We start from the raw sequence: 21,634 nt of genomic DNA, 5'->3' as shown, positions 1-21,634 counted from the left end.
CGCTAACTGGTACTATCTTCATAATGGCGGCGATATGGCTACTGGATGGACAAAGGTGAACGGAAAATGGTATCTCCTTGAGCACGATGGCGTCATGCGTACAGGTTGGTATTTTGACGGCGCTAACTGGTACTATCTTCATAGTGGCGGCGATATGGCTACTGGATGGATTCAAGATAATGGAAAATGGTATTACTTATATGAAGATGGAGTCATGAAAAAAGAGTCTGTGTATTTAGATGCTCCGATGATTTTCCAACTACCTGAGCTACGTAATGGATGTGAAGTTGTTTCCATGACAATGATGCTAAAATATCACGGACATAATGTAGACAAGCTAACATTAGCTAAACAATTACCTGTTGATTCTACACCTATGATAAGAGGCGCTGGATCTATTTTAACGTGGGGAGACCCTTCAGTTGGATTTGTTGGAGATGTAACAGGCGCATCTCCTGGTTATTCAATTGATCCAGCCCCATTAAAAAAAGTATTAGACCGTTATACAAACAGCGGTATCAATTTAACAGGCTCTGATTTTTCTAAAATTGAGCGTTTAGTAGGACAGGGCAAACCGGTTGTAACTTGGATTACAGCATCTTTTTCACATCCTGTATCTCCAAAAAGTTGGAAAACTTTATCAGGGAAAGTGATACAAGCGGATTTTGATATGCACGCCGTGTTAGTCACTGGGTATGATAATGATTATGTATATATTAATGACCCTCTTCGACGTGGCAAAGGGGCTAAAATTCCAAAAAGCAAATTTATTAGCAGTTACAATTACATGGGGAAAAAAGCATTAAGTATGTAGTAAACACAAACAAAAAAGAGATAAAATGAATTTCATTTTATCTCTTTTATTTTGTAAATTTACTCATTTATACCATATAATAAATAAAAATAGATTTTGAAAGGAGCATAAAAGTCATGAGAGCTTTTGTCATTATTGTCCTCACTTTTCTTAGTGTCATTAGTTGGGAGGCTTTCTTTAAAGACAAAACAGATACAAACAATACAAAGCAGCAAAATGAATAATTTTGTCTTGCCATGATTCAAAATCCCGCCTTATTTCCACCCTCTATTCCTTATGTATAACTTATCGTTACTATCATGAGCACTACCCACTTATTACTTATAAATCCTGAACAAACAAGACTATTCTACAAAAATATATAAGAATCCTAATTCAATCGCAATGAAACTGCAAATTATGTAGTTTTTTCTTCTGTTATTGTCGGTTTCCATCCACATACATTTTTAGAAAGTATGATATAATAATATAAAATCTTTTACAGAAAGGATTTAGATATCATGATCGCTCGAAGGAGCATGTGGCATCGAATTGATGAATCTTACACGTAGCGTATTTTTCAGCTCAGATCTTTTAGTCTAGCGAAAAAAATACGAGAGTGGGGAAATTATGATTGCCCGAAGGATAATTTGGCAACGAAAAGACTCTTCTTACACATAGCGTTTTGTTTAAGCCTTTATTGTTACTCGCTAAACAAAACGAAGAAGAGAGCAGGATTGCTAAATAACAAATCCTACTCAAAGTTTTGTTTAGTCGTTTTTAGACTTAAACCAAAACGAAGGTAGGGAGAATTGATGGACGAGAGGATTATTCGTTATTTCTTCAGCGACATATAGCGTAGTTAGTTTTACGTAAACTAACTGAAGGCTACATGGGCTCGTAGTTAGTTTACAACACAAAAAGGACTACTAACTACGGAAAGAAGGAATAACGATGAGGAACATCCAAAGTCGACAAATTATTAAAGAAATTTTTATGGTTTTAATCGGTTCATTTATTTTATCAGCAGCACTGTATCACATTCATTTCCAAAACCACTTAACTGAAGGTGGCTTTGTAGGAATTGCACTATTTATCCAAAACTTTTTTGATATTTCACCGTCAATTTCAACTGTATTAATGGATATCCCTGTCATTTTATTATGCGCTACATTTTTAGGTAAAAAAATGGTTGGTTATTCATTTATGGGCTCGATTTCATTCGGAGTATTCTATTCTTTAATGGAAAACTATTCTCCGTTTACAGTAGATTTATCAAATCATTTATGGATAGCTGCAGTAGTAGGCGGCGCGCTAGCTGGTATTGGACTCGGTTTTATATTGCGATTTGGCGGTGCAACCGGTGGAGACGATATTTTAACAATTGTACTAAGCAAAAAAACTCGCTTTACAATTGGGCAAATTTTCTTCGTCTTTGACGCGATTGTTCTAGCGCTTTCATTATATTATTTAACATGGACAGAAATTGCTTTTACTATCCTTTCAATTGCCGTTCAGGCAAAAACATTGGATTTAATTTACTATCCAAAAACAGAAAAGAAAGCAGTATCTATTCCAATGTCAAAAAAACATGCAACAAACTAAAAAGCGAAAGGCCTTTGCCTCTCGCTTTTTTATGCTCTTTTTTCTTTTTCTAATATGTAACGCACTTGATAGAACCTGTTTGCAAACTCTGTTACATTCCGCGTTAAGCGATAATTCACCGTGGAACCAATCGCGATCCCTAACACAGGAATACCCTGGAATAGTTTGCGACGAAGCGCATAGATGGAAAAAGTCTTCAAAATTTGTTTTAACACAACTTCTGTAGAAGCCGGTTTTAATACTTCTTCTTCCCCTTCATAAAAGAACGAATCTTCTTGTTCTAACTCCTGAAGCAAGTTATACCAAGCATATTGCTGGAGTCTTGCTGGCAGTAGGGCCGCATGGAATACTTTTAAAGCGAGCATCATTTCATAAGGCTTGTTCACATCATGACCAAACGACGTTGCAATCAGCTGAACAGCTTTTACATTCAGCGCAATCATGACAGGAAAATCAGCAGTCAGTAATAACAAACCACCTACTCCCGTCGCTCCTCCCTGTACGAAAGAATACAAACGATGACGCGCCGTTTGTTGTTCTGCTATATATGTTAACTGATCAATAGATAATTCTTTCAATTCTTCCAGTTGTTCAATCGATTCATCAAACAGCCGCGCTGTTCCTAAAATACGATTTCGCGCATCAAGCTGTGATTGTGAGCTTTGAATCAATGCATGAAGGTGGAATAACCATCCGTCTGCTTTCGCAAAAAACTCTTTTCGCTTTTTCTCTGGAACTTTTGCAATTGAAGTATGCAACCACTTATCAAAAACCTTTTGAAAATCGGTAGACTCCTGTTCTAACAATTGTCCTTCCCAGTTTTTAACCTCTTGTAAAATGGCTTGTTCTCGCTTTGATCGCATCGTAGCAACCACCTCGCTCAATTTTTTTCTATTGTAACATATTTCCGGTTTTTCTTTGTAAATCTGATAAGTTAAACATATATTTATCCAGCACACAGGAGGGATATTTATGTATCCACGCGCAAAGGTATTTGGAATTGTACTTCATAACGAACGAATTCTCGTTCAAGAGTATGTTACGGAAGGTGAAACATATTATAGACCACTCGGCGGTTCTATTGAATTTGGAGAGAAATCAGCTGAAACAGTGATTCGTGAATATAAAGAAGAACTGGGGACACAGATAGAAGTGATTGATTACTTAGGATGCCTTGAAAACATGTTTCATGGGGGGCATGAAATCATTCAGTTGTACTCTCTTCGTTTTTTAGATCCATCGCTACATGAAAACGAAATGATTCCTGTGCGAGATGGCGAACGTAATGCATATGCAAAATGGATTCCTATGATAGCATTTCTTGAGCAAGAAAAAGTTTTGTATCCAAATGAACTCATGCATTTTCTCACAGCAAAAATAAAAGACAGGATCCTATAGGATCCTGTCTTTTTTACATATATTAACCAATGTTTCCAAGACGTAATACGTCACGAGCAATCATAACTTCTTCGTCAGTTGGAATTATGATAATTTTTACTGGAGAGTGAGGGAAGCTGATAAATGCTTCTTCACCGAATACGTTGTTGCGTTTTGCATCAAAGTATACGCCCATAAATTCAAGGCCTTCTAATACGCGCTCACGTACGATTGCACTGTTTTCACCAATACCAGCTGTAAAGATGATTGCATCAACGCCTTTCATACGAGCTGCGTAAGAACCAATGTATTTATGAATACGGCTTACGAATACATCTAATGCTACTTTCGCACGCTCGTCGCCTTCTTCTTCTTTCGCGATGATGTCACGTAAGTCACTAGAGTAACCAGTAAGACCTAACATACCACTTTTCTTGTTTAATACGTTAACTACTTCTTCTACATTTTGACCTGTTTTTTCCATGATGAATGGAATTAACGCAGGGTCAATATTACCAGAACGTGTACCCATTGTTACACCAGCAAGTGGAGTAAAGCCCATAGAAGTATCGATAGATTTTCCGCCTTCTACAGCAGCAATACTTGCACCATTACCTAAGTGGCAAGAAAGTAAACGTAAGCTTTCAAGTGGACGACCTAATAATTCAGCCGCACGCTCTGTTACATATTTATGAGAAGTTCCGTGGAAACCGTATTTACGGATGCCGTATTTCTCATAGTATTCATATGGTAAGCTGTAAAGATACGCAGATTCCGGCATTGTTTGGTGGAATGCTGTATCAAATACTGCTACTGCTGGTACGTTTGGAAGTACTTCTTGGAATGCTTTAATACCTACAATGTTTGCTGGGTTATGAAGTGGTGCTAAGTCGCTTAAATCTTCGATATCTGCTAATACTTGGTCAGTAATTAAAACAGAATCAGCAAACTTTTCGCCGCCGTGTACAACGCGGTGGCCAATACCACTAATCTCATCAAGAGATTTCACGATTCCGTTTTCAGTTAATTTGTTAAGAAGCATATTAACTGCTACTGCATGATCTGGAATGTTTGTAATTTCCTTTTGTTTTTCGCCGTTCACAGTAATTGTGAAGATACTATCTTCTAAACCGATACGTTCTACTAAACCTTTTGTTAATACTGTTTCACTTGGCATTTCAAATAATTGGAATTTTAAGGAAGAGCTTCCTGCATTAATCGCGATGATTTTTGACATCTAGTCTTTCGCCCCTTTTTCTCTTGGTAGTTGTGTGGATGAAACCACAAACCGCTCGATTTTATCTGATTAAATTTACCAAAGATGAAAACGTTTCATTCCCAGTAAATTTTATACTCACGAGTTTAATTTAAACATCGTACGACATATATTTCAAGTGAAAAAATTGTAACACCAAGAAAAAATATATATTACAGATTTCAAAAAAATTCAGTTTACTCTTGTATATATTAAAAGTAAACACACATGATATAAAAACTGTACTATATCACCAGATACACCTGTTACATATTTTACGCCTTATGAGTTGCAAACCAATTATTTAATTGGTCCATGATGTCCTCCATCGCTTTCATATTGGAAAACTTAGGTAATTCCACTAGTAACGCCTGCTTTGGCATCGTTACATTTGGACCTTTCTTTTGAAGAACAAATATACTTTTTGCATTTTTCTCGTTTTTAAACATGGAAACAGGGAGCTGTAATAGCCCTTGAATAAAGCTTGTTTCTTTAATAAATGCATGTAATTTTGGAGCTTGATCACTTTCAAAGATGAAGTTAGGTACTAAGAAGAATAAATAGCCACCTTCTTTAGTATGCTTTACACTTTGCTCAATAAATAAGTGATGTGCGTAAGACATTCCTTCATCTGCTTTTAAAGTATATTCACTTGCACCAATTTCGTTTGGATAAAACCCAACTGGTAAATCACAAACAACTGCATCTACTGGGTCAATATAAAGCGGGGCTAGTCCATCTTGATTGAAGAACTCGATTGCTTGCTTTTGTAAATTCGCATTCACTAAAGCAAGTCTAACAAGTACATCATCCACTTCTACACCAAATCCGCTTATCGTTGTACCTTCTTGCGCACCATTAAAGATTGTCGTCATTAAGTTACCTGTCCCAATAGCAGGGTCTAAAACAACGATTTCTTTTTGATCTTTCATAAATTTATGGAATAAATAGCTCATAAACATTCCAACTGCATCAGGTGTCATTTCATGATTGGCTTGTACACCCTCTTTCATCCCTTTTAGGATGGCAAGCTGAAACGCTTTGCGAATTTCTTCGCTTTTATATGTTTCTTCATTAAATTTACTATATTCACGATTCAACCGTTCAATTGTTGATTCAGATAATTCCTCTTGCAGAATCGCTCCTTCAAACAAGTTATCTCCTGTTTCTACAAGCGCTTCTAAATATGTTACATCCAATTCTTTACGTAAAATTACGGTAGAAGAATCAAAAATAGAAAATAATGTTTCTACTGCCTGACTCACATATATTCCTCCTTCAGTCAATTACACATAACCTATATCATACCATAAAGTGAAACTTTAATCAGTGGGGAGGTTTCTTCATCCTCCACTGATTATTAGCCGTGACCAATCGGGCATTTACGGGCAGTTTATCTCCCAACTAGATTCTTTGTGTTACTACATCTTGAGGTAGGAGCTTTACTGCCCGTTAATGCGGGGTAATCTAATTTTTTCCCAAAAGAAAAAGCGACCTCTTTTTTAGAGCCCCCTTTTCAAAATGAAGATTATATCAGCAATTTTTTCAATATAACGGTTCGACAATACGTAAGAAAAAACGACCTCTTAGAAAGAGGTCGCCTTCCTTAGCATTACTTCGCCGCTTTTGCTGCTTCTAATGCCGCTTCGTAGTTTGGATGGCTTGTGCCTTCGCTTACGTATTCTACGTAAACTACTTTGTCGTTACTGTCTACTACGAATACCGCACGAGCAAGTAAACGAAGCTCTTTCATTACTACGCCGTAAGCTTCACCAAATGAAAGGTCACGGTGATCAGAAAGTGTTGCTACGTTTTCTAAGCCGTTTGCTGCACACCAGCGTTTTTGAGCAAATGGTAGGTCCACACTAATTGTTAATACTTTCGTGTTTTCAATACCTGCTGCATCTTGGTTAAAACGACGAGTTTGTGCATCACACACACCTGTGTCGATAGATGGCACAACACTAATTAATTTCACTTCACCTTTGTATGTTTCTAAACTTACTGGAGATAAGTCATTTGCTAACACTTGGAAATTTGGCGCTTGATCACCAACTTTAACTTCTGTTCCAACTAAAGTAATTGGGTTACCTTTAAAAGTTACGTTTGCCACTTAAAAATCCTCCCTTATTTAAACAAAATATGTACAATGTAAATGATAGTTTGTCCCCATGCAGAATGCAAATAAAATCGCTTTATTTACAAAAAAATAAAGAAGCTAACCAATCGATTAGCTTCTTTTCGGTGTTAGATTTCAAATTCTGGTTCATCACCTTTTCGCTTCTCCATCATTTCCTTCACTTTATCGACGGCTTGTGGTGCTAGTTCAATCATTTTATCGATGATATGTGCTTGATTATCTAAAGGTAGGACTTTTACACCTTTTCCATTTATAACAAGAAAAGCAACCGGATTAATGGAAACTCCACCACCGCTACCTCCTCCAAACGGATGACGGCCAGTATTTTCTATTCTTCCAAATTCACTACCGCCAGCAGCAAATCCAAAGCTCACTTTAGAAACCGTTAAAATGACGCTTCCATCCGCTGCTTTAATTGGATCGCCGATAATTGTATTTACATCTGTCATTTGCTTTAAATGCTGCATTGCAGTTGTCATTAAACCTTGAATTGGATGATCCATTTTATCCCCCTATGCTTGTGCAGATTTTTCAACTGCACTAGATCTTTGTTTTCTCATAAACCACAGTATTTTTACTCCTGCCACTGTAGCACGATATATGCGAAAGGATGCTGTTAATTCGCCTTTCGATGCAAATCCTTTCCCTTGAAACACAGGTGTAATTTCAAACTCGGGTATATCAATAACATGCGTATATTGCCCCAAGACTCCAGCGACCATTCCTTTTGTCCCCCATGCATATCCAGTGACAATTCCGGTGCTAGCTGCATCCCCAGTTCCAATTTGTGAATGCCATTTCCACCTATTGATTTTCACTTTTTTAAGAAAATCTTTAATGATAGTATGGATCTCTTGTAGCTTTTTTATCAGTTCCCCGATACTATCAAGCTGCGCCATAATTTTATTCTCAATTCCTCCATCTTCTTCTGCTTTTTCAATTTTTTGTCCGATTTTTTTTTGCTGTTTTTCAATTCTTTCTAAAATATCAAACGTATAGTGAATCATCCATATTTTCACTTGAAATAAACATTGTTTCTCCATTTCTGAATATAAAAACGTCACTTTAAGCGATAGTCTCGACAATAGTATAAGTAAAACGAGCAGGAGAAGAATCCCAATTCCAATTACAAGCCACTTCATTCGTACCATCCTTTCACTCCACATCCATTATCGACAGGTTCAAGCAGGATTAAACAAGAAGTGATAAAATTGAATATAAAAATTTTTCTAAAAATAAAGAGGGATTTTGACATTTTATATCGAAATATACTATTTGAGCATACCATCAGTTTTTCTAATGGAGCACAACGCTAAATTTGACTGCAATGGAGGGATACAGAATGGCAGATCGTCGCAATTTATTTTTCTTTTATGGTGATGACAAAGCAACGCTTGTTGAAAAAATGAAGCCAATATATCGTATTTTAGAGGAAAATGGATTTACCATATTAGATCATCCAAAAAATGCAAACGCTATCGTCAGTGTTGGAGATGATGGAACCTTCCTACAAGCCGTTCGCAAAACAGGCTTTAGAGAAGATTGCTTATATGCAGGTGTTTCTACGAAAGATGAAATTTCTTTCTACTGTGATTTCCATATTGACCATGTCGATACAGCCCTTCAAGAAATTACACAAAATGAAATTGAAGTGCGTAAATACCCAACAATTCAAATAGATGTTGATCATGACACATCTTTCCATTGTTTAAATGAATTTTCTTTACGCTCTAGCATCATTAAAACATTTGTAGTAGATGTGCATGTTGATAATTTATATTTTGAAACATTTAGAGGGGACGGCTTAGTTATTTCTACTCCGACAGGAAGTACAGCTTATAATAAATCATTGCATGGCGCGGTTGTCGACCCACTCATCCCATGCTTCCAAATAAGTGAACTCGCTTCTTTAAACAACAACACATATCGTACACTTGGATCACCGTTTATTTTAAACCATGAACGTACTTTAACGTTAAAACTTATTCCAGACGGTAATGATTATCCTGTTATTGGCATGGATAACGAAGCACTTAGCATTAAACAAGTTGAAAAAGCAGTCGTACGTTTAAGCGATAAACAAATTAAAACAGTAAAACTAAAAAATAATTCGTTCTGGGAAAAAGTACAGAGAACGTTTTTATAAACAGCAAAAAACGAGTGCCAGAAGATTTACTGGCACTCATTTTATTGTGATTCACACGTCGTGTATTAGCGAACCGCTGCTATTATTTTTGGTATACAATTTGACCATCTATTACAGTTGCGATAGCTTGTATATTTTTTATTTCCTCTGCTTCAACTTCAAATATGTCACGATCTATAATTGTAAAATCCGCTTCATATCCTTTTACAATTTTACCGCGTTTGTTTTCTTTTCCAATCGTATAGGAGCTTCCAGTTGTAAATAAAGAGACCGCTTCAAATATAGATAACTTCTCTTCAGGTATGTAACATGCCCCATCAATAAAGCTTCTCCGCGTTACCGCACTATAGATTCCTAAAAACGGATTTACTTGTTCAATTGGTGCATCTGATCCACCTGCGCAATGTAATCCGGCACCGAGTAACGTTTTCCAAGCATACGCATACCGAAGGCGATGCTCTCCTAACTTTTCAATCACTGATGGAAAATCAGATGAGACGAAAACAGGCTGAATATCAATGATGGCCGGCAAGGACTTCATCCGCTCAATTAATTCTTCACGCGCAAGCTGACAATGAATAATACGATCGCGTAGCCCTTCTGCCGGTGGGTATAGTTCTAGCGCATCAATCACATACTCAAGCGATAAATCACCAATTGTATGAATCGCAACCGGCATATGTAAATTACGCGCTTTTCTCACTAGTTCGGCCAGTTCTTCCCGAGAAAAGATTGCCACGCCATTCGTTTCCTTGGCATCTTCATATGGCTCACTGAGTAGTGCTGTTCTTCCACCAAACGAACCATCTGAAAAGATTTTCATTGCACCAAATTCAATATAATGCTCATTCTTATACTCTTTTCGTTCATGTGCGACTTCATGGTGCACCAATAAATGCGCTTTAAATGGCATTTCCTTTATGACGTATGAAAATGCGTTATACGTTTTTTGAAAACCGCCGTAATAATTTAAGTCTTCCGTATGCCCTCCTACTAGGCCGCATTTCCAGCAATCTTGAATCGCTGTTTGCAGTGCCCTTTGTAAATACGCTTCATTAATTTCCGGCTGAACGTGCTTGATTAAATCTTGCGCCTGTTCATACAACAGCCCTGTTAGTTCACCTTTTGTTCCACGACCAATTTTTCCACCTTTTGTATCTGACGTTTCTGCTGTTATACTTGCTCTTTCCAATATGTAAGAATTCACCCATGTAACGTGGCGACAAACACGTTTTAATAAAATCGGATGTTCTTTCGAAATTGCATCTAAATCAAGGACATGAACCTTTTTAATATCTGTGAAATTATTTTCGTTCCATCCTTCTCCAATAATCCATGAACCTACTGGTACCTCTTCTATCCTTTCCTTAACAAGATCGAGTACTTCCTTATAAGATGTACAACTTGATAAATCTAATCGAAGCAACCTCTCTCCATGCCCAATAAGGTGCATATGACTATCCACAAGACCTGGGATCATCGTTCTTCCTTTTAGATCGTGTAACTTTTCAAATGGATATCGACTTTCTAAGTCCTTTTTATTTCCTAAATCGACGATCTTTCCATTTTCAATATAAACCGCCTCGACTGTTTCATTTTCTTTGTTCATCGTATAGATATTTCCGCCGTACCATATCTCTCCCATCATCTCATCCCCCTTTTTCTTTCTAGTCTACGAAATCAAAACGTAGAAAAAAAGCACCATTTGTATCACATGGTGCTTTTCCAAAAACTAATCCTGATTAGCAGGGATTGTTGACACTTGCCATTCTACGTTAAATTTATCTTTCACCTGTCCATATGCCGGGCTCCAGAAAGTTTCTTGAATTGGCATAATGACTTCACCGCCATCTTGCAATTTTCCAAATACTTCTTTTGCCTTCTCTGCATCACTCAATCTAATGGCCACCGTTACTTGTGATCCAATTTCGTATGGTTTACCTGGGAATGTATCTGAAATCATCAGGTCTGTATTCCCAACTTTTAAATGCGCATGTAAAACGCGATCTTTCACCTCATCTGGAACAGTAAATCCTGGAGTTTCAGGCATTTCTCCAAACGTTTGCATGATTTCAACCTTTGCATCTAATGCATGTTCATAAAACTTCACCGCTTCTTGTCCATTACCATCCAAAACTAAATACGGGTTAATACCTAAAATCATAAAAGGCACCTCTTTTTAATTTTTTGGTCAAGCATTACATAGTCATATTCAAACACATATAGAACATACGTTCTTGATAAGAATATCACATATTTCATGTGTACGCAACAACTCAGTTGAAATATTCTGTCTCTTTTACCAAGTAAACGCTGTTGCAAAATCTATAATCGAAAATGGAGATGCTCTTTCCTCATCAAGATTTAGATATTTTTCTATATTCGCAATATCTGTCTTACTTTGATGCAAGCCCCATTTCTTGTTTTCTAAGTTCAACGCGTCTAATTTTTCCGGAAATTGTTTTTGGTAGTTCTTCTACAAATTCAATTTTACGAGGGTATTTATATGGTGCTGTTAATTCTTTGACATGTTCTTGGAGTATAGGTATTAATGATTCTTCTTTTTCTTGCACATTGTCCCTTAAGACGATAAATGCCTTTACGACACTTCCACGAATTTCATCTGGACTTGCCACAACAGCACATTCTCTTACATACGGATGTTTCACAAGCGCATCTTCGACTTCAAATGGGCCAATTGTGTAACCAGAGCTAATGATAATATCATCACCGCGACCCTCAAACCAAAAATACCCTTCTTCATCTTTTTTCGCTTTATCACCTGTAATATAATAATCACCACGGAATTGCATCGCTGTTCGCTCATCATCTTTATAATATTGTTTAAAGAGTGCTGGTGTTTCAATATGAACAGCAATATCTCCTACTTCTCCAACAGATACAGGTTGTCCTTCTTCATTTACAATGTCGACATGATTACCTGGCGTCGGTTTCCCCATCGATCCTGGCTTAATTTCCATCCCTTTCATAACGCCAACGAGTAAAGTATTTTCTGTTTGTCCATAACCATCCCGGACTGTAACATTAAAATGATTTTGGAATGTTTCTATTACCTCTCGGTTCAGCGGCTCTCCTGCTGATACCGCACTATGTAACGCTTCTAAATTATACTGCTGCAAGTTCTCTACTTTTGCCATTAAACGATATTCTGTCGGTGTACAACAAAGCACATTCACTTTATTATCATCTAATAACTGTAAATATGTTTTCGGTTCGAATTTACCATGATATACAAACCCTGTCGCCCCTGAACCGAGCGTCGCTAAAAAAGGACTCCAAATCCATTTTTGCCAACCTGGACTAGCCGTTGCCCATACAACATCATTCTCTTCTATTCCAAGCCAATTCGGAGCGCTTGTACGCAAATGTGCGTAGCCCCAAGCATGTGTATGAACAACGCCCTTTGGATTTCCAGTCGTCCCGGATGTATAAGATAAAAAGACCATATCTTCTCGGTCTGTCTTTGCGATTGCTAATTCATCACTTTCTGTTTCTAATGCGTCTTTTAAATTGATCCAACCATCTACCGACTGCTCGCTCAATACGAATTTTTGAAGAGACTCTACCATCTCTACACCTTCAAATTGCTGAATATACGGTTCATGACTGACAATTGCTTTTACTTCTCCATGCTGAATACGATATTCAATATCTTTTTTGCGAAGCATTTCTGAACTTGGAATGACTACAAACCCCGCTTTAATTGCGGCAATATACGTCATATATGCTTCAATTAAGCGTGGCATCATAATGAGAAGCTTGTCTCCTTTTTGCAACCCACTCTTTATAAAAGCGTTTCCAATTTTATTCGCTCCTTTTATCAATTCACAGTATGTAACCTCACGTCTATTTCCTTCATCATCCTGCCAAATTAAAGCAAGTTTCTGCTCGTCATTTGTATATTTCTCTATCTCTGCAACTAAGTTATAAGATGGTGGTGCTAATAATTCTTCCCTCTTCATAATAATCATCCTCCTTTTTCTCTATGCCTCCCTTCTATAATAAAGAATTTTCAGTAAATTTTAAACCTACTTCTTTTGACAAATTTTTTAATTACTTGTCGACAAAAAGAAGGAGCGGGAAAACCCGCTCCTTCTAAGCCATCGTATATGGGATTATTTGTGGAAACCGCCTAATTGTTGTTCAGCTAGTGAAACTAGACGTTTTGTAATTTCGCCACCAACAGATCCGTTAGCGCGAGATGTTGAATCAGCTCCAAGTTGAACACCGAACTCTTGAGCGATTTCGTATTTCATTTGGTCTAATGCTGATTCAGCACCAGGAACCGCTAATTTATTTGTGCTTCGTGCCATATAGTATCACCTCCTTGTGAGTATAGAGTGTGATAAACCATATGACTTCATACATTTTTAGATATGGTAATTTATGGTTTTAGAAAAGATCTTCAAATTGCTCTTCTTCAGCCACTTCTACTGTTTGTAATACCATTTTTTCTGTATTAGCAACAGCGGCTTCAATAAGTGGTGTGAAGTCATATTTTGATTCGAAGCGATTTGCTTTTTCACGCTTCGGTTTTGTCGCTGGACTTGCTGGTGTGAATACTGTACAGCAGTCTTCATATGGACGAATTGAAATATCATATGTTCCAATTTCATTTGCAATTTTAATAATTTCTAGTTTGTCCATCGTAATAAGCGGACGAATGACTGGATAGTTTGTAACTTCATTAATCGTGTGCATACTATCCAACGTTTGGCTCGCTACTTGTCCAAGACTTTCACCCGTTGTAATTGCAAGTGCATTACGCTCTTCTGCAATACGTTCAGTAATACGCATCATCATACGGCGCATAACTGTCATAGAGTAGCTAGATGGAATTTCTTTATTAATTGTTTTTTGTACTTCAGTAAATGGAACAAGATGAAGCGTCAAACGTTTGCAATACTTCGTTAACTCTTGTGCTAAATCAATTACTTTTTGCTTCGCACGCTCACTTGTGAATGGTGGACTATGGAAGTGAACTGCCTCCACTGATACACCGCGCTTCATTGTTAAGAAAGCAGCTACTGGACTATCGATTCCGCCAGAAAGAAGTACCATTACTTTTCCACCAACACCAACTGGTAATCCGCCTGCTCCCATACGCTCATCACACATAATATAGCTATAACCACTACGAATTTCTACGCGAACATTCACATCTGGATTATGAACATCCACTGTGATGTCTTCTGTATTGTCTAAAATGTAACCGCCAATCTCCGGAAGTAACTCCATCGTTTGCATCGGAAAATGTTTATAAGAACGGTGTACTGTAATTTTAAATGTTTTTACATCGCCTTTTACTTGTAAGAAAGCAGCAAGCGCACCTTTTTTAATTTCTTCTAATTCTGATGGCACTTTCATTGCTAAGTTAAACTTGTGAATACCAAACACATTTTGTAATCTCTCTGCAATCGCCTCGTGATCTTCACCATTTAACTGAATGTACATGCGGTCATGTGTCGCATCAATTTTGATGTTTGGGAATTTCTTTAATTTAAATTTCACGTTATCTTTTAACGTGTTTACAAACTTGGAACGATTTTTTCCTTTTGTCGTCATTTCACCATAACGAACTAAAATATATTCATATTTCATCATGTTTCTTTACCTCATCACTTCGTATAATTTTGGCAATGTTTCTTTTATAATGCCTTCAAATTGTGTTACTTCTTCCATCGTATTTTCAGGTGCTAAACTGATGCGAATCGCACTTGCTGCGGCAGCATGCGGCACACCCATTGATACTAACACACGACTTACTTCATTTGCTTTTGAAGAACAAGCTGATTTTGTTGATACATATACGTCACGTTCTTCTAGAGCATGAACCACTACTTCTGGTTTTAAACCAACGAATGACACATTTAAAATGTGCGGTGCCGAATATGCAAGCGATGTATTAATTGTTACATCTTCCATTCCTTCGAAAAAACGTACGAGTTCTGCTTGTAACTTTTGTAAGTGGTCATACTTTTCACTCATATGTTCCATTGTCATACGTAACGCCTTGACCATCGCAACAATACCAGGTAAGTTCTCTGTACCTGAACGATAACGAAGTTCCTGCTGACCACCTGATAAAATCGGATCTAATCTTACACCATCGCGCACATATAAAAGTCCTGTTCCCTTTACGCTATGAAATTTATGTCCAGATATCGAACAAAGATCAATATGAGAAGCATATAGATCAAGTGGCACTTTTCCGATACCTTGCACGTGGTCTACATGGAATCTTATTTTCGGATAGTTCGCTAACAATTTCCCTACTTCAGAAACAGGTTGAATCGCCCCTGTTTCATTATTCACATGGATCATAGAAACAAGGATTGTATCCTCACGAAGTGCTCGTTTTACATTTTCTACTGATACAATGCCATGTTCGTTTACAGGTAAATAAGTAACATCAAAGCCGAGGCCTTCTAATTGTTTATATGCTTCAAACACAGACGCGTGTTCAATATTTGTTGTAATAATATGCTTGCCACGAGAGCGATTCCTCATCGCTATTCCTTTAATCGCAAGGTTATTTCCTTCCGTCCCACCTGATGTAAAAATAATTTCAGAAGGCTTAACATGAAGGAGCTGCGCTGCAATCGTCCTCGATTGTGTTAATAAACGCTCTGCTTCTCCCCCGAGCGAATGAATAGAAGAAGGGTTCCCAAAATATTTCCCCGCAACCGTTACATAAGATTGAAGGACTTCTGGATATGGTTTCGTCGTCGCACTATTATCAAAATAGATCATCGTTCTTCCCCTTTCAGCGCTGTCACATCATATAATCATATCACAAATACATGCAATTACGCTAAACATACTCAAAGGTTCCATTTTAAAATATAAAAGTATACTTTTATATTTTAAAACGAAAAACACTGCTGTATTCCGCTATTCATTATAGCAATATCATCCGAGAATTTACACAAATCCAGCGCAAAAAACAAACCCCTTTTTCATCAAGGGGTTTGTTCATTATCAACAAATTCAGCAATTTTTTGGACCACACCAGGCTCAAGTTGTTCTAAAACAGAAGCTGCTTGTTCTAAAGCTGCATCATATTCATATTCACGGAATAATCTCTCTGCATTTTCTAAGCTTTGCGCCAAATCAGTATCATGACTGCGATAGCGATTACCATATTGGATTAGCTTTTCTACTAAATGCGCCTGTCCAATTAACTCCTGCGTCTTTTCAAATACACCGTTTACGATTGTATATGCTTCTTCTAACATGCTATTTACAGCATGCATATTTAGCGGTTTTAATTCTAACTGTCCATAAACACTTTGCATTGCCTCTTGTCCTCTTTGTAAATCTTCCATAATGATTTGTGGAAGACCTGGTAAATTAGACTTTTGCATAAAGCGTTTTGCTTCTACAATCATATGGCGCATTTCTTGTAATTTTTCACGTGCTTCAAACTCTTCCTTACGCATCGTTTGGAGCATCTCTTTATATTCTACATGAAGTACCTTCAATGTTTCACATTGCTCATAAATCTCTTCCAGTTCTTCACGAATAACAGAGAAGGCGATGTCTTGCTCCGCAATGCGTAGCTGTAATACTTCAAAGCGTTTCATTAAAATATGCATTTGTTTTTCAATCAACTTTTGTGACTCAATGTCTTTATCTTGCAATTGATAACTTTGTTTCACAAATTGCGTTTCGGATTTTGTCTCAATTGCTTTTTCATGAATTTCCTCTAAATCTTCATAAACAGTAACTGACTTTTTCTCTACATAATGCTTCGCATGTACTTCTTGTTCTAATTGATCATACAACGTATCCAGACGCTTTTTTAATCCTTCTATTTTCTCATTTGCTTCTGTTATATGAAGCTCTTCCAGATCAATCAGACATGTTTGTAGTTGTTTGTTCATTTCTCGTACTTCTTTAGGGATTTCTAAATGATTCAATACATATCCTTGTCTTTTCATATCATCATGACCTTGTAATAAATCATCTAATTGCACTGGTAATGTCGCTTGACACTCCACTAATAAATCCGGAACTTCATGGATGATCATTTCTAAGTTCGCTAATCCATCTTCTAAGCTTTTTACAATGTCACGCGCCTTTAAATAATCACCGTTCGCTGTTGCCTCGTCAAATTCTTGAAATTTTGCCTGTTCTATATCAAGTAACTCTTCAATTTTCTGTTCAGATTGTCCAAACATATGACGATGAGCGAGTACGCTCTTTTTCATACTACGATATGTATCACGTAAATCTTCAATTTCCGAACTATTTTTCTCATAGCTCTCTAGCAATTGTTGCAATTCATTTAACATCTCCGTAATGCGGTTATCTGCTTCATCTAAATCACGAATGGATTCACTCATCAAACGCTTTGCTTTTCGGAAGGAAAATTGTGAGGCTGATTTTTGGGCGCTTTCTAATGTTTTATCAGCTTTTGGCAGAAGGTTTGTAACAATTTCATCCCATTCTTCACGCCACTTTCCAAACAGTTCTTCTGTTTGTCCAGTCATATTTAAATCCTTTACCCGTTTCAATTCATCTGCAACAGGTTTATCTTTTATTTCTTGTTTCCACTGCTCAACTGCTTCAATATCTTTATATAAACGATTTCTTATCACGAGCTCTATCATGAGCAGCACTAAAATAGAGCTTACTACAATGATAACGATCGTTAGAATAGAATCCATGCAAAATAGCCTCCTACTTATATCTCTTTTTTTGTCCGTTCCGTTTATGAAATGGAAGGCATTATGTATAAAAGGGGAATCCCCTATATTTAACAACTGACAATGTACTAATCATACCATGTAATGACGTGTTTTTGACCTAGTTTTTTTTAAAATTTCATGTTTCTTTTGTTGTATCGGTAATATCGCTCCCAAAAAAATTATGGATTTTCTTTCATACATTTACAAATATTCACTGTAACACCTGTAATAAAGACATCTCTTCTCTATGCGATATAAAATAAATCGCTCTCGTTAACGCTGGTTCCACTTGTATAACGCTAATCCCATCTTTCACTGCCTGATTTACCGCAATTTCTGGCAATAACGTAACGCCAAGACCAGCTCGAACCATGGCAAGCATTGGTTCAGCGTATGATGTTTCTACTGCGATAGTGGGCTGAATTCCCATTCCTTTAAACGTTGTCATAATCATGTTTCTAATATCACAAATTTCCGGATAAATAATGAGTTTTTCATACTGTAAATCCTGTATTTGAATTGTACGTTCATCTTTATAAGCATGTTCATTCGAAACAACACACACAATATTCTCTCTGTTTATTTCTTTAACAAATTTAGCCTCTTCCACTTCCGAATCAATTAACATTGCATCAATTTTTCGCTCCCGAAATAATTCCATTAATACTTTCGTATGTTCAATTTTCCAATCTACTTCATATGTTTCTAATACACTCTTACATTTTGATATGTAATGAGCAGCCAAACTGGGCAATACCCCAATTGAAATCTTTTTCTTTTCTTGATACTCTTTCAGCTCTCTCTTCATACTATTTATTTGTTCTATAATCGGCTCAATCCGTTTTATAAATAGTTTACCAGCCTCTGTTAGTTCCACTCCTTGCGTGGACCGTTTTAATAACTTTACTTCTAAGCCTGCCTCTAATCTTTGAATTTGTTTACTGAGAGCTGGCTGTGAAATATGCAGACGTTTACTTGCTTTTGATAAACTTCTCGTATGTTTCACCTCAATAAACGATTGTACCGCTTCTAAATCCATCTCATATACACCTCTAACCAAAAGTTATAACCCCTATAACAAATCAATATTTCCTGTCTGCAAAAAATGAACGTTATACTCATCTCGTGCTTATTTTTATGAACTTACTATATCGAAAGAAGAAGGAGAAAGATACTCTTGGATAAAAAACAAATACTATTTGGTTCTCTTTTATGCTTACTTGCTGTAACAGCTTGGGGCTTTATGTTTCCGGTTATGGCCAGCGCTCTGGAATTTATAGACCCATTCTTTTTCACTACTTTTCGTTACGGATCGGCAGCTATCGTTTTTACCGTTCTTCTCTTCATAATTGAAGGGAAACGTGCTTTCCATTTAGAAAAACAAGCTTTATATTTGTTATTTTATGGTACAGTCGGTTTTGCCGGATACGGATTTCTTGTTTTTTATGGACAACAATTAGCAGGACCTTCAGGTGCAATTCACGCAGCCATGATTCAGTCTCTTATGCCTTTACTTGCCTTACTATTACAATGGGGCTTACAAAATAAAAAACCACAAAACTATACATTCCTTTGTATGTTTTGTGCGCTTATAGGCGTGCTACTTGTTATTTCAAAAGGCAATATTCATATGTTATTTGGAGCAGCAAGCCATATCTCAACAAACATATTTATGCTCTCTGGCGTTTTTTGCTGGGTTGTTTACACAAACGGCGGCTCTCATTTTCCAACTTGGTCGCCACTTCGTTATACAACACTCACCTGTTTATTTGGATCTATTTCGTTAGTTCTTACTGTTACTGTACTAACATATTTGAAAGTGATTTCTATACCTACATTCCATACGATCGCTACAGTGCGATTTGAACTATTGTATATGTCTATTATTGCTGGTGTGGTTGCAGTCTTTTGCTGGAACATGGGCAATCGCCTTATTTCATCTATTAACGGCATCTTATTTATGAATTTAGTCCCTGTGCTCGCACTAATAGGATCCATTTTTCGTGGCTATCAAGTTGAAAGAATTGAAGTAATAGGAGCGATCATTACAATTATCGCTTTACTATGCAACAACTTATGGCAACGAAAACGAGAGCGTATACAAGAAGAAATCACTTCTTGAAAAATACGCCATAAAATATCCCCACCTACAATATGGCGGGGGTATTTTACATATGAACCGCTCGCGGCAGAGGATAATACATATGTGTTACACATAATTTTTGTTCCATCCATTGCTCTACTTCTTTCGTATACATCTCCAAAAAGAATGTTTCTGATGGAAACGAATGTAGCACCTCTGATATATACTGCGGATATAAATACGGCATATTCATCATGCCCTTTAATTGCGTCATAAACATTGTAAAAGAAACCTTCTGAAACTCCTGCTGCATTTGTCCCTGCTTAATAATTTGCTCTATATAATATCTTTCTTTAGAAAAATAAACCGTCATCACTTCTCGAATTAACGTTGTATCAAGGGAGAGCTCTCTATAAAAGAATCGCGTAAGTTCCCTATGTTCAAACTGATAACGCAAAATCCCTCGTACAATTTGATTTATCACTTCTTTAGCTGGCAAGTACTCTCTTTGTTCAAACGACCTCTCAATTACCTCGATATATCCTTCTAAAAAATCCGTTATAAGCTGTTCTAATAAACCTTGCTTTCCAGCAAAATAATATGAAATATTAGCCACATTCACATCCGCCCGCTTTGCAATATCTCGCACCGATGTTCCATCGTACCCTTTCGTATTAAACAATGAAATTGCCGCATCAATTACCTTTTGTTTCGTCTGCTTCATGCGCTCACTTCCTCTCACTCTGAACAGCTATAGTCTAAATTTCTTGACTTTTAAGACAAATTCCTTTAATTTTCTATCGACAAAGTCATATGAAATACAGCGTATTTTGCTATGATTTTACATTTCTCGATAGAAAGGATGACGTTTCCATGTTTACAAAAGAAAGTTATGCAGGATCACGTGAGCAGCAGTACGAAACAGTAATCAAACAACTCGATGCATTGTTAACGGGCGAATCAAATGTAGTCGCAAATTTAGCAAATGCCTCCGCACTACTTAATCAATTTTTAGAGCGCATTAACTGGGTTGGTTTTTATGTAACAGAAGGAAATCAACTTGTACTTGGGCCTTTTCAAGGAATGCCTGCGTGCGTGCGCATCCCATTTGGACGCGGCGTTTGCGGCTCAGCAGCGGAAACAAAAACAACGCAGCTTGTTGCTGATGTTCATCAATTCCCAGGACATATCGCTTGTGATAGCGCATCTAACTCTGAAATCGTTGTACCGATTATCAAAGAAGACAACGTCATTGGTGTATTAGATATCGATAGTCCTGAAAAAAATCGCTTCGACGAAGTAGATCAACACTACTTAGAAAAATTTGTGGAAACGCTCTTAAAACATATGTAAAAGATGAGAGCCATCAATCTCATAGATCGATGGCTCATTTTTTTATCCCGCTACTTTAGGGCAGTAATACTCCCACCTCAAAATTCGGCGGGAGCAAAGAAGTTAGGTGGAAGAAAAACTGCCCGTAAAGACCCGATTGGTGAGAGCTGATAATCAGTGGGGGGATGA

The 21,634-nt window shown here is 37.1% G+C and carries 21 protein-coding genes; 6 read left to right on the top strand and 15 right to left on the bottom strand.

Features of this window, described 5'->3' with window-relative positions; translation table 11 throughout:
• Positions 1–814 (top strand): C39 family peptidase (locus KFD70_RS26250; RefSeq protein ID WP_431613470.1); only part of this gene is annotated, 814 nt, incomplete at its 5' end.
• Between the two features lie 933 nt (positions 815–1,747).
• Entirely contained in the window at positions 1,748–2,398 is a 651-nt protein-coding gene (locus KFD70_RS26245) for a YitT family protein (RefSeq protein WP_017153894.1), read from the top strand.
• A gap of 29 nt (positions 2,399–2,427) precedes the next feature.
• On the opposite strand, the gene KFD70_RS26240 is transcribed toward KFD70_RS26245, so the two are convergent.
• The gene (locus KFD70_RS26240; RefSeq protein WP_336450373.1) at positions 2,428–3,261 is read right to left on the bottom strand and encodes an EcsC family protein; all 834 of its coding nucleotides are present in this window, start codon (positions 3,259–3,261) and stop codon (positions 2,428–2,430) included.
• A gap of 109 nt (positions 3,262–3,370) precedes the next feature.
• Here KFD70_RS26240 and KFD70_RS26235 point away from each other — a divergent pair, with 109 nt between their 5' ends.
• Positions 3,371–3,796 carry an NUDIX hydrolase gene (locus tag KFD70_RS26235; RefSeq protein ID WP_336450374.1) on the top strand — a complete coding sequence of 142 codons (426 nt, stop codon included), beginning with the start codon at positions 3,371–3,373 and terminating at the stop codon, positions 3,794–3,796.
• 22 nt (positions 3,797–3,818) lie between these two features.
• Here the strand turns inward: KFD70_RS26235 and ackA are convergent, their stop codons facing one another.
• The 5 genes from ackA to KFD70_RS26210 all read right to left on the bottom strand — a co-directional run bounded on the left by ackA (position 3,819) and on the right by KFD70_RS26210 (position 8,321).
• Positions 3,819–5,012: an acetate kinase gene (ackA, locus tag KFD70_RS26230; RefSeq protein WP_336450375.1), complete on the bottom strand. Its 1,194-nt coding sequence runs from the start codon at positions 5,010–5,012 to the stop codon at positions 3,819–3,821.
• A gap of 293 nt (positions 5,013–5,305) precedes the next feature.
• Complete coding sequence (locus tag KFD70_RS26225) at positions 5,306–6,295, bottom strand: class I SAM-dependent methyltransferase (protein ID WP_336450376.1); 990 nt, start codon at positions 6,293–6,295, stop codon at positions 5,306–5,308.
• A 347-nt stretch (positions 6,296–6,642) separates the two neighbouring features.
• Positions 6,643–7,143: a thiol peroxidase gene (gene tpx / locus KFD70_RS26220; protein WP_174101724.1), complete on the bottom strand. Its 501-nt coding sequence runs from the start codon at positions 7,141–7,143 to the stop codon at positions 6,643–6,645.
• Between the two features lie 134 nt (positions 7,144–7,277).
• Positions 7,278–7,673, bottom strand: coding sequence for a GerW family sporulation protein (gene ytfJ / locus KFD70_RS26215; RefSeq protein ID WP_336450377.1), 396 nt, complete (start codon positions 7,671–7,673; stop codon positions 7,278–7,280).
• 9 nt (positions 7,674–7,682) lie between these two features.
• A complete protein-coding gene (locus KFD70_RS26210) occupies positions 7,683–8,321 on the bottom strand; it encodes a DUF2953 domain-containing protein (protein WP_336450378.1) in 639 nt (212 codons plus the stop codon).
• A gap of 191 nt (positions 8,322–8,512) precedes the next feature.
• On the opposite strand from KFD70_RS26210, the gene KFD70_RS26205 reads away from it, so the two are divergent.
• A complete protein-coding gene (locus KFD70_RS26205) occupies positions 8,513–9,316 on the top strand; it encodes an NAD kinase (protein WP_431613469.1) in 804 nt (267 codons plus the stop codon).
• A gap of 82 nt (positions 9,317–9,398) precedes the next feature.
• Here KFD70_RS26205 and KFD70_RS26200 read toward each other — a convergent pair whose 3' ends face one another.
• The 8 genes from KFD70_RS26200 to KFD70_RS26165 all read right to left on the bottom strand — a co-directional run bounded on the left by KFD70_RS26200 (position 9,399) and on the right by KFD70_RS26165 (position 19,069).
• A complete protein-coding gene (locus KFD70_RS26200) occupies positions 9,399–10,961 on the bottom strand; it encodes an amidohydrolase (protein WP_336450380.1) in 1,563 nt (520 codons plus the stop codon).
• Positions 10,962–11,048: 87 nt separating this feature from the next.
• Entirely contained in the window at positions 11,049–11,480 is a 432-nt protein-coding gene (locus tag KFD70_RS26195) for a VOC family protein (protein WP_336450381.1), read from the bottom strand.
• A 232-nt stretch (positions 11,481–11,712) separates the two neighbouring features.
• Positions 11,713–13,299, bottom strand: a complete 1,587-nt coding sequence (gene mbcS / locus KFD70_RS26190; protein ID WP_336450382.1) for an acyl-CoA synthetase MbcS — start codon at positions 13,297–13,299, stop codon at positions 11,713–11,715.
• Between the two features lie 153 nt (positions 13,300–13,452).
• Entirely contained in the window at positions 13,453–13,650 is a 198-nt protein-coding gene (locus tag KFD70_RS26185) for an alpha/beta-type small acid-soluble spore protein (RefSeq protein ID WP_017153881.1), read from the bottom strand.
• A 79-nt stretch (positions 13,651–13,729) separates the two neighbouring features.
• Positions 13,730–14,941 carry a tRNA uracil 4-sulfurtransferase ThiI gene (gene thiI, locus KFD70_RS26180; RefSeq protein ID WP_336450383.1) on the bottom strand — a complete coding sequence of 404 codons (1,212 nt, stop codon included), beginning with the start codon at positions 14,939–14,941 and terminating at the stop codon, positions 13,730–13,732.
• Positions 14,942–14,947: 6 nt separating this feature from the next.
• A complete protein-coding gene (locus KFD70_RS26175; RefSeq protein ID WP_336450384.1) occupies positions 14,948–16,090 on the bottom strand; it encodes a cysteine desulfurase family protein in 1,143 nt (380 codons plus the stop codon).
• A 209-nt stretch (positions 16,091–16,299) separates the two neighbouring features.
• Entirely contained in the window at positions 16,300–18,009 is a 1,710-nt protein-coding gene (gene ezrA, locus KFD70_RS26170; RefSeq protein ID WP_336450385.1) for a septation ring formation regulator EzrA, read from the bottom strand.
• A gap of 232 nt (positions 18,010–18,241) precedes the next feature.
• Positions 18,242–19,069 carry a LysR family transcriptional regulator gene (locus KFD70_RS26165; protein ID WP_336450631.1) on the bottom strand — a complete coding sequence of 276 codons (828 nt, stop codon included), beginning with the start codon at positions 19,067–19,069 and terminating at the stop codon, positions 18,242–18,244.
• A gap of 138 nt (positions 19,070–19,207) precedes the next feature.
• Here KFD70_RS26165 and KFD70_RS26160 point away from each other — a divergent pair, with 138 nt between their 5' ends.
• Positions 19,208–20,152 carry a DMT family transporter gene (locus tag KFD70_RS26160; protein WP_336450386.1) on the top strand — a complete coding sequence of 315 codons (945 nt, stop codon included), beginning with the start codon at positions 19,208–19,210 and terminating at the stop codon, positions 20,150–20,152.
• 46 nt (positions 20,153–20,198) lie between these two features.
• Here KFD70_RS26160 and refZ read toward each other — a convergent pair whose 3' ends face one another.
• Positions 20,199–20,837 (bottom strand): forespore capture DNA-binding protein RefZ, encoded by a 639-nt coding sequence (gene refZ / locus KFD70_RS26155; protein WP_336450387.1) that lies wholly within the window; start codon positions 20,835–20,837, stop codon positions 20,199–20,201.
• A 149-nt stretch (positions 20,838–20,986) separates the two neighbouring features.
• Here refZ and KFD70_RS26150 point away from each other — a divergent pair, with 149 nt between their 5' ends.
• The gene (locus KFD70_RS26150) at positions 20,987–21,466 is read left to right on the top strand and encodes a GAF domain-containing protein (RefSeq protein ID WP_336450388.1); all 480 of its coding nucleotides are present in this window, start codon (positions 20,987–20,989) and stop codon (positions 21,464–21,466) included.
• The last annotated feature ends 168 nt before the right edge of the window (positions 21,467–21,634 follow it).

It is taken from the genome of Bacillus pfraonensis, from assembly GCF_050768835.1.
Classification (GTDB): Bacteria; Bacillota; Bacilli; order Bacillales; family Bacillaceae_G; genus Bacillus_A; species Bacillus_A pfraonensis.
Note: the sequence above shows the minus strand (reverse complement) of the source record. Positions and strands in the feature narration are given on the sequence as shown.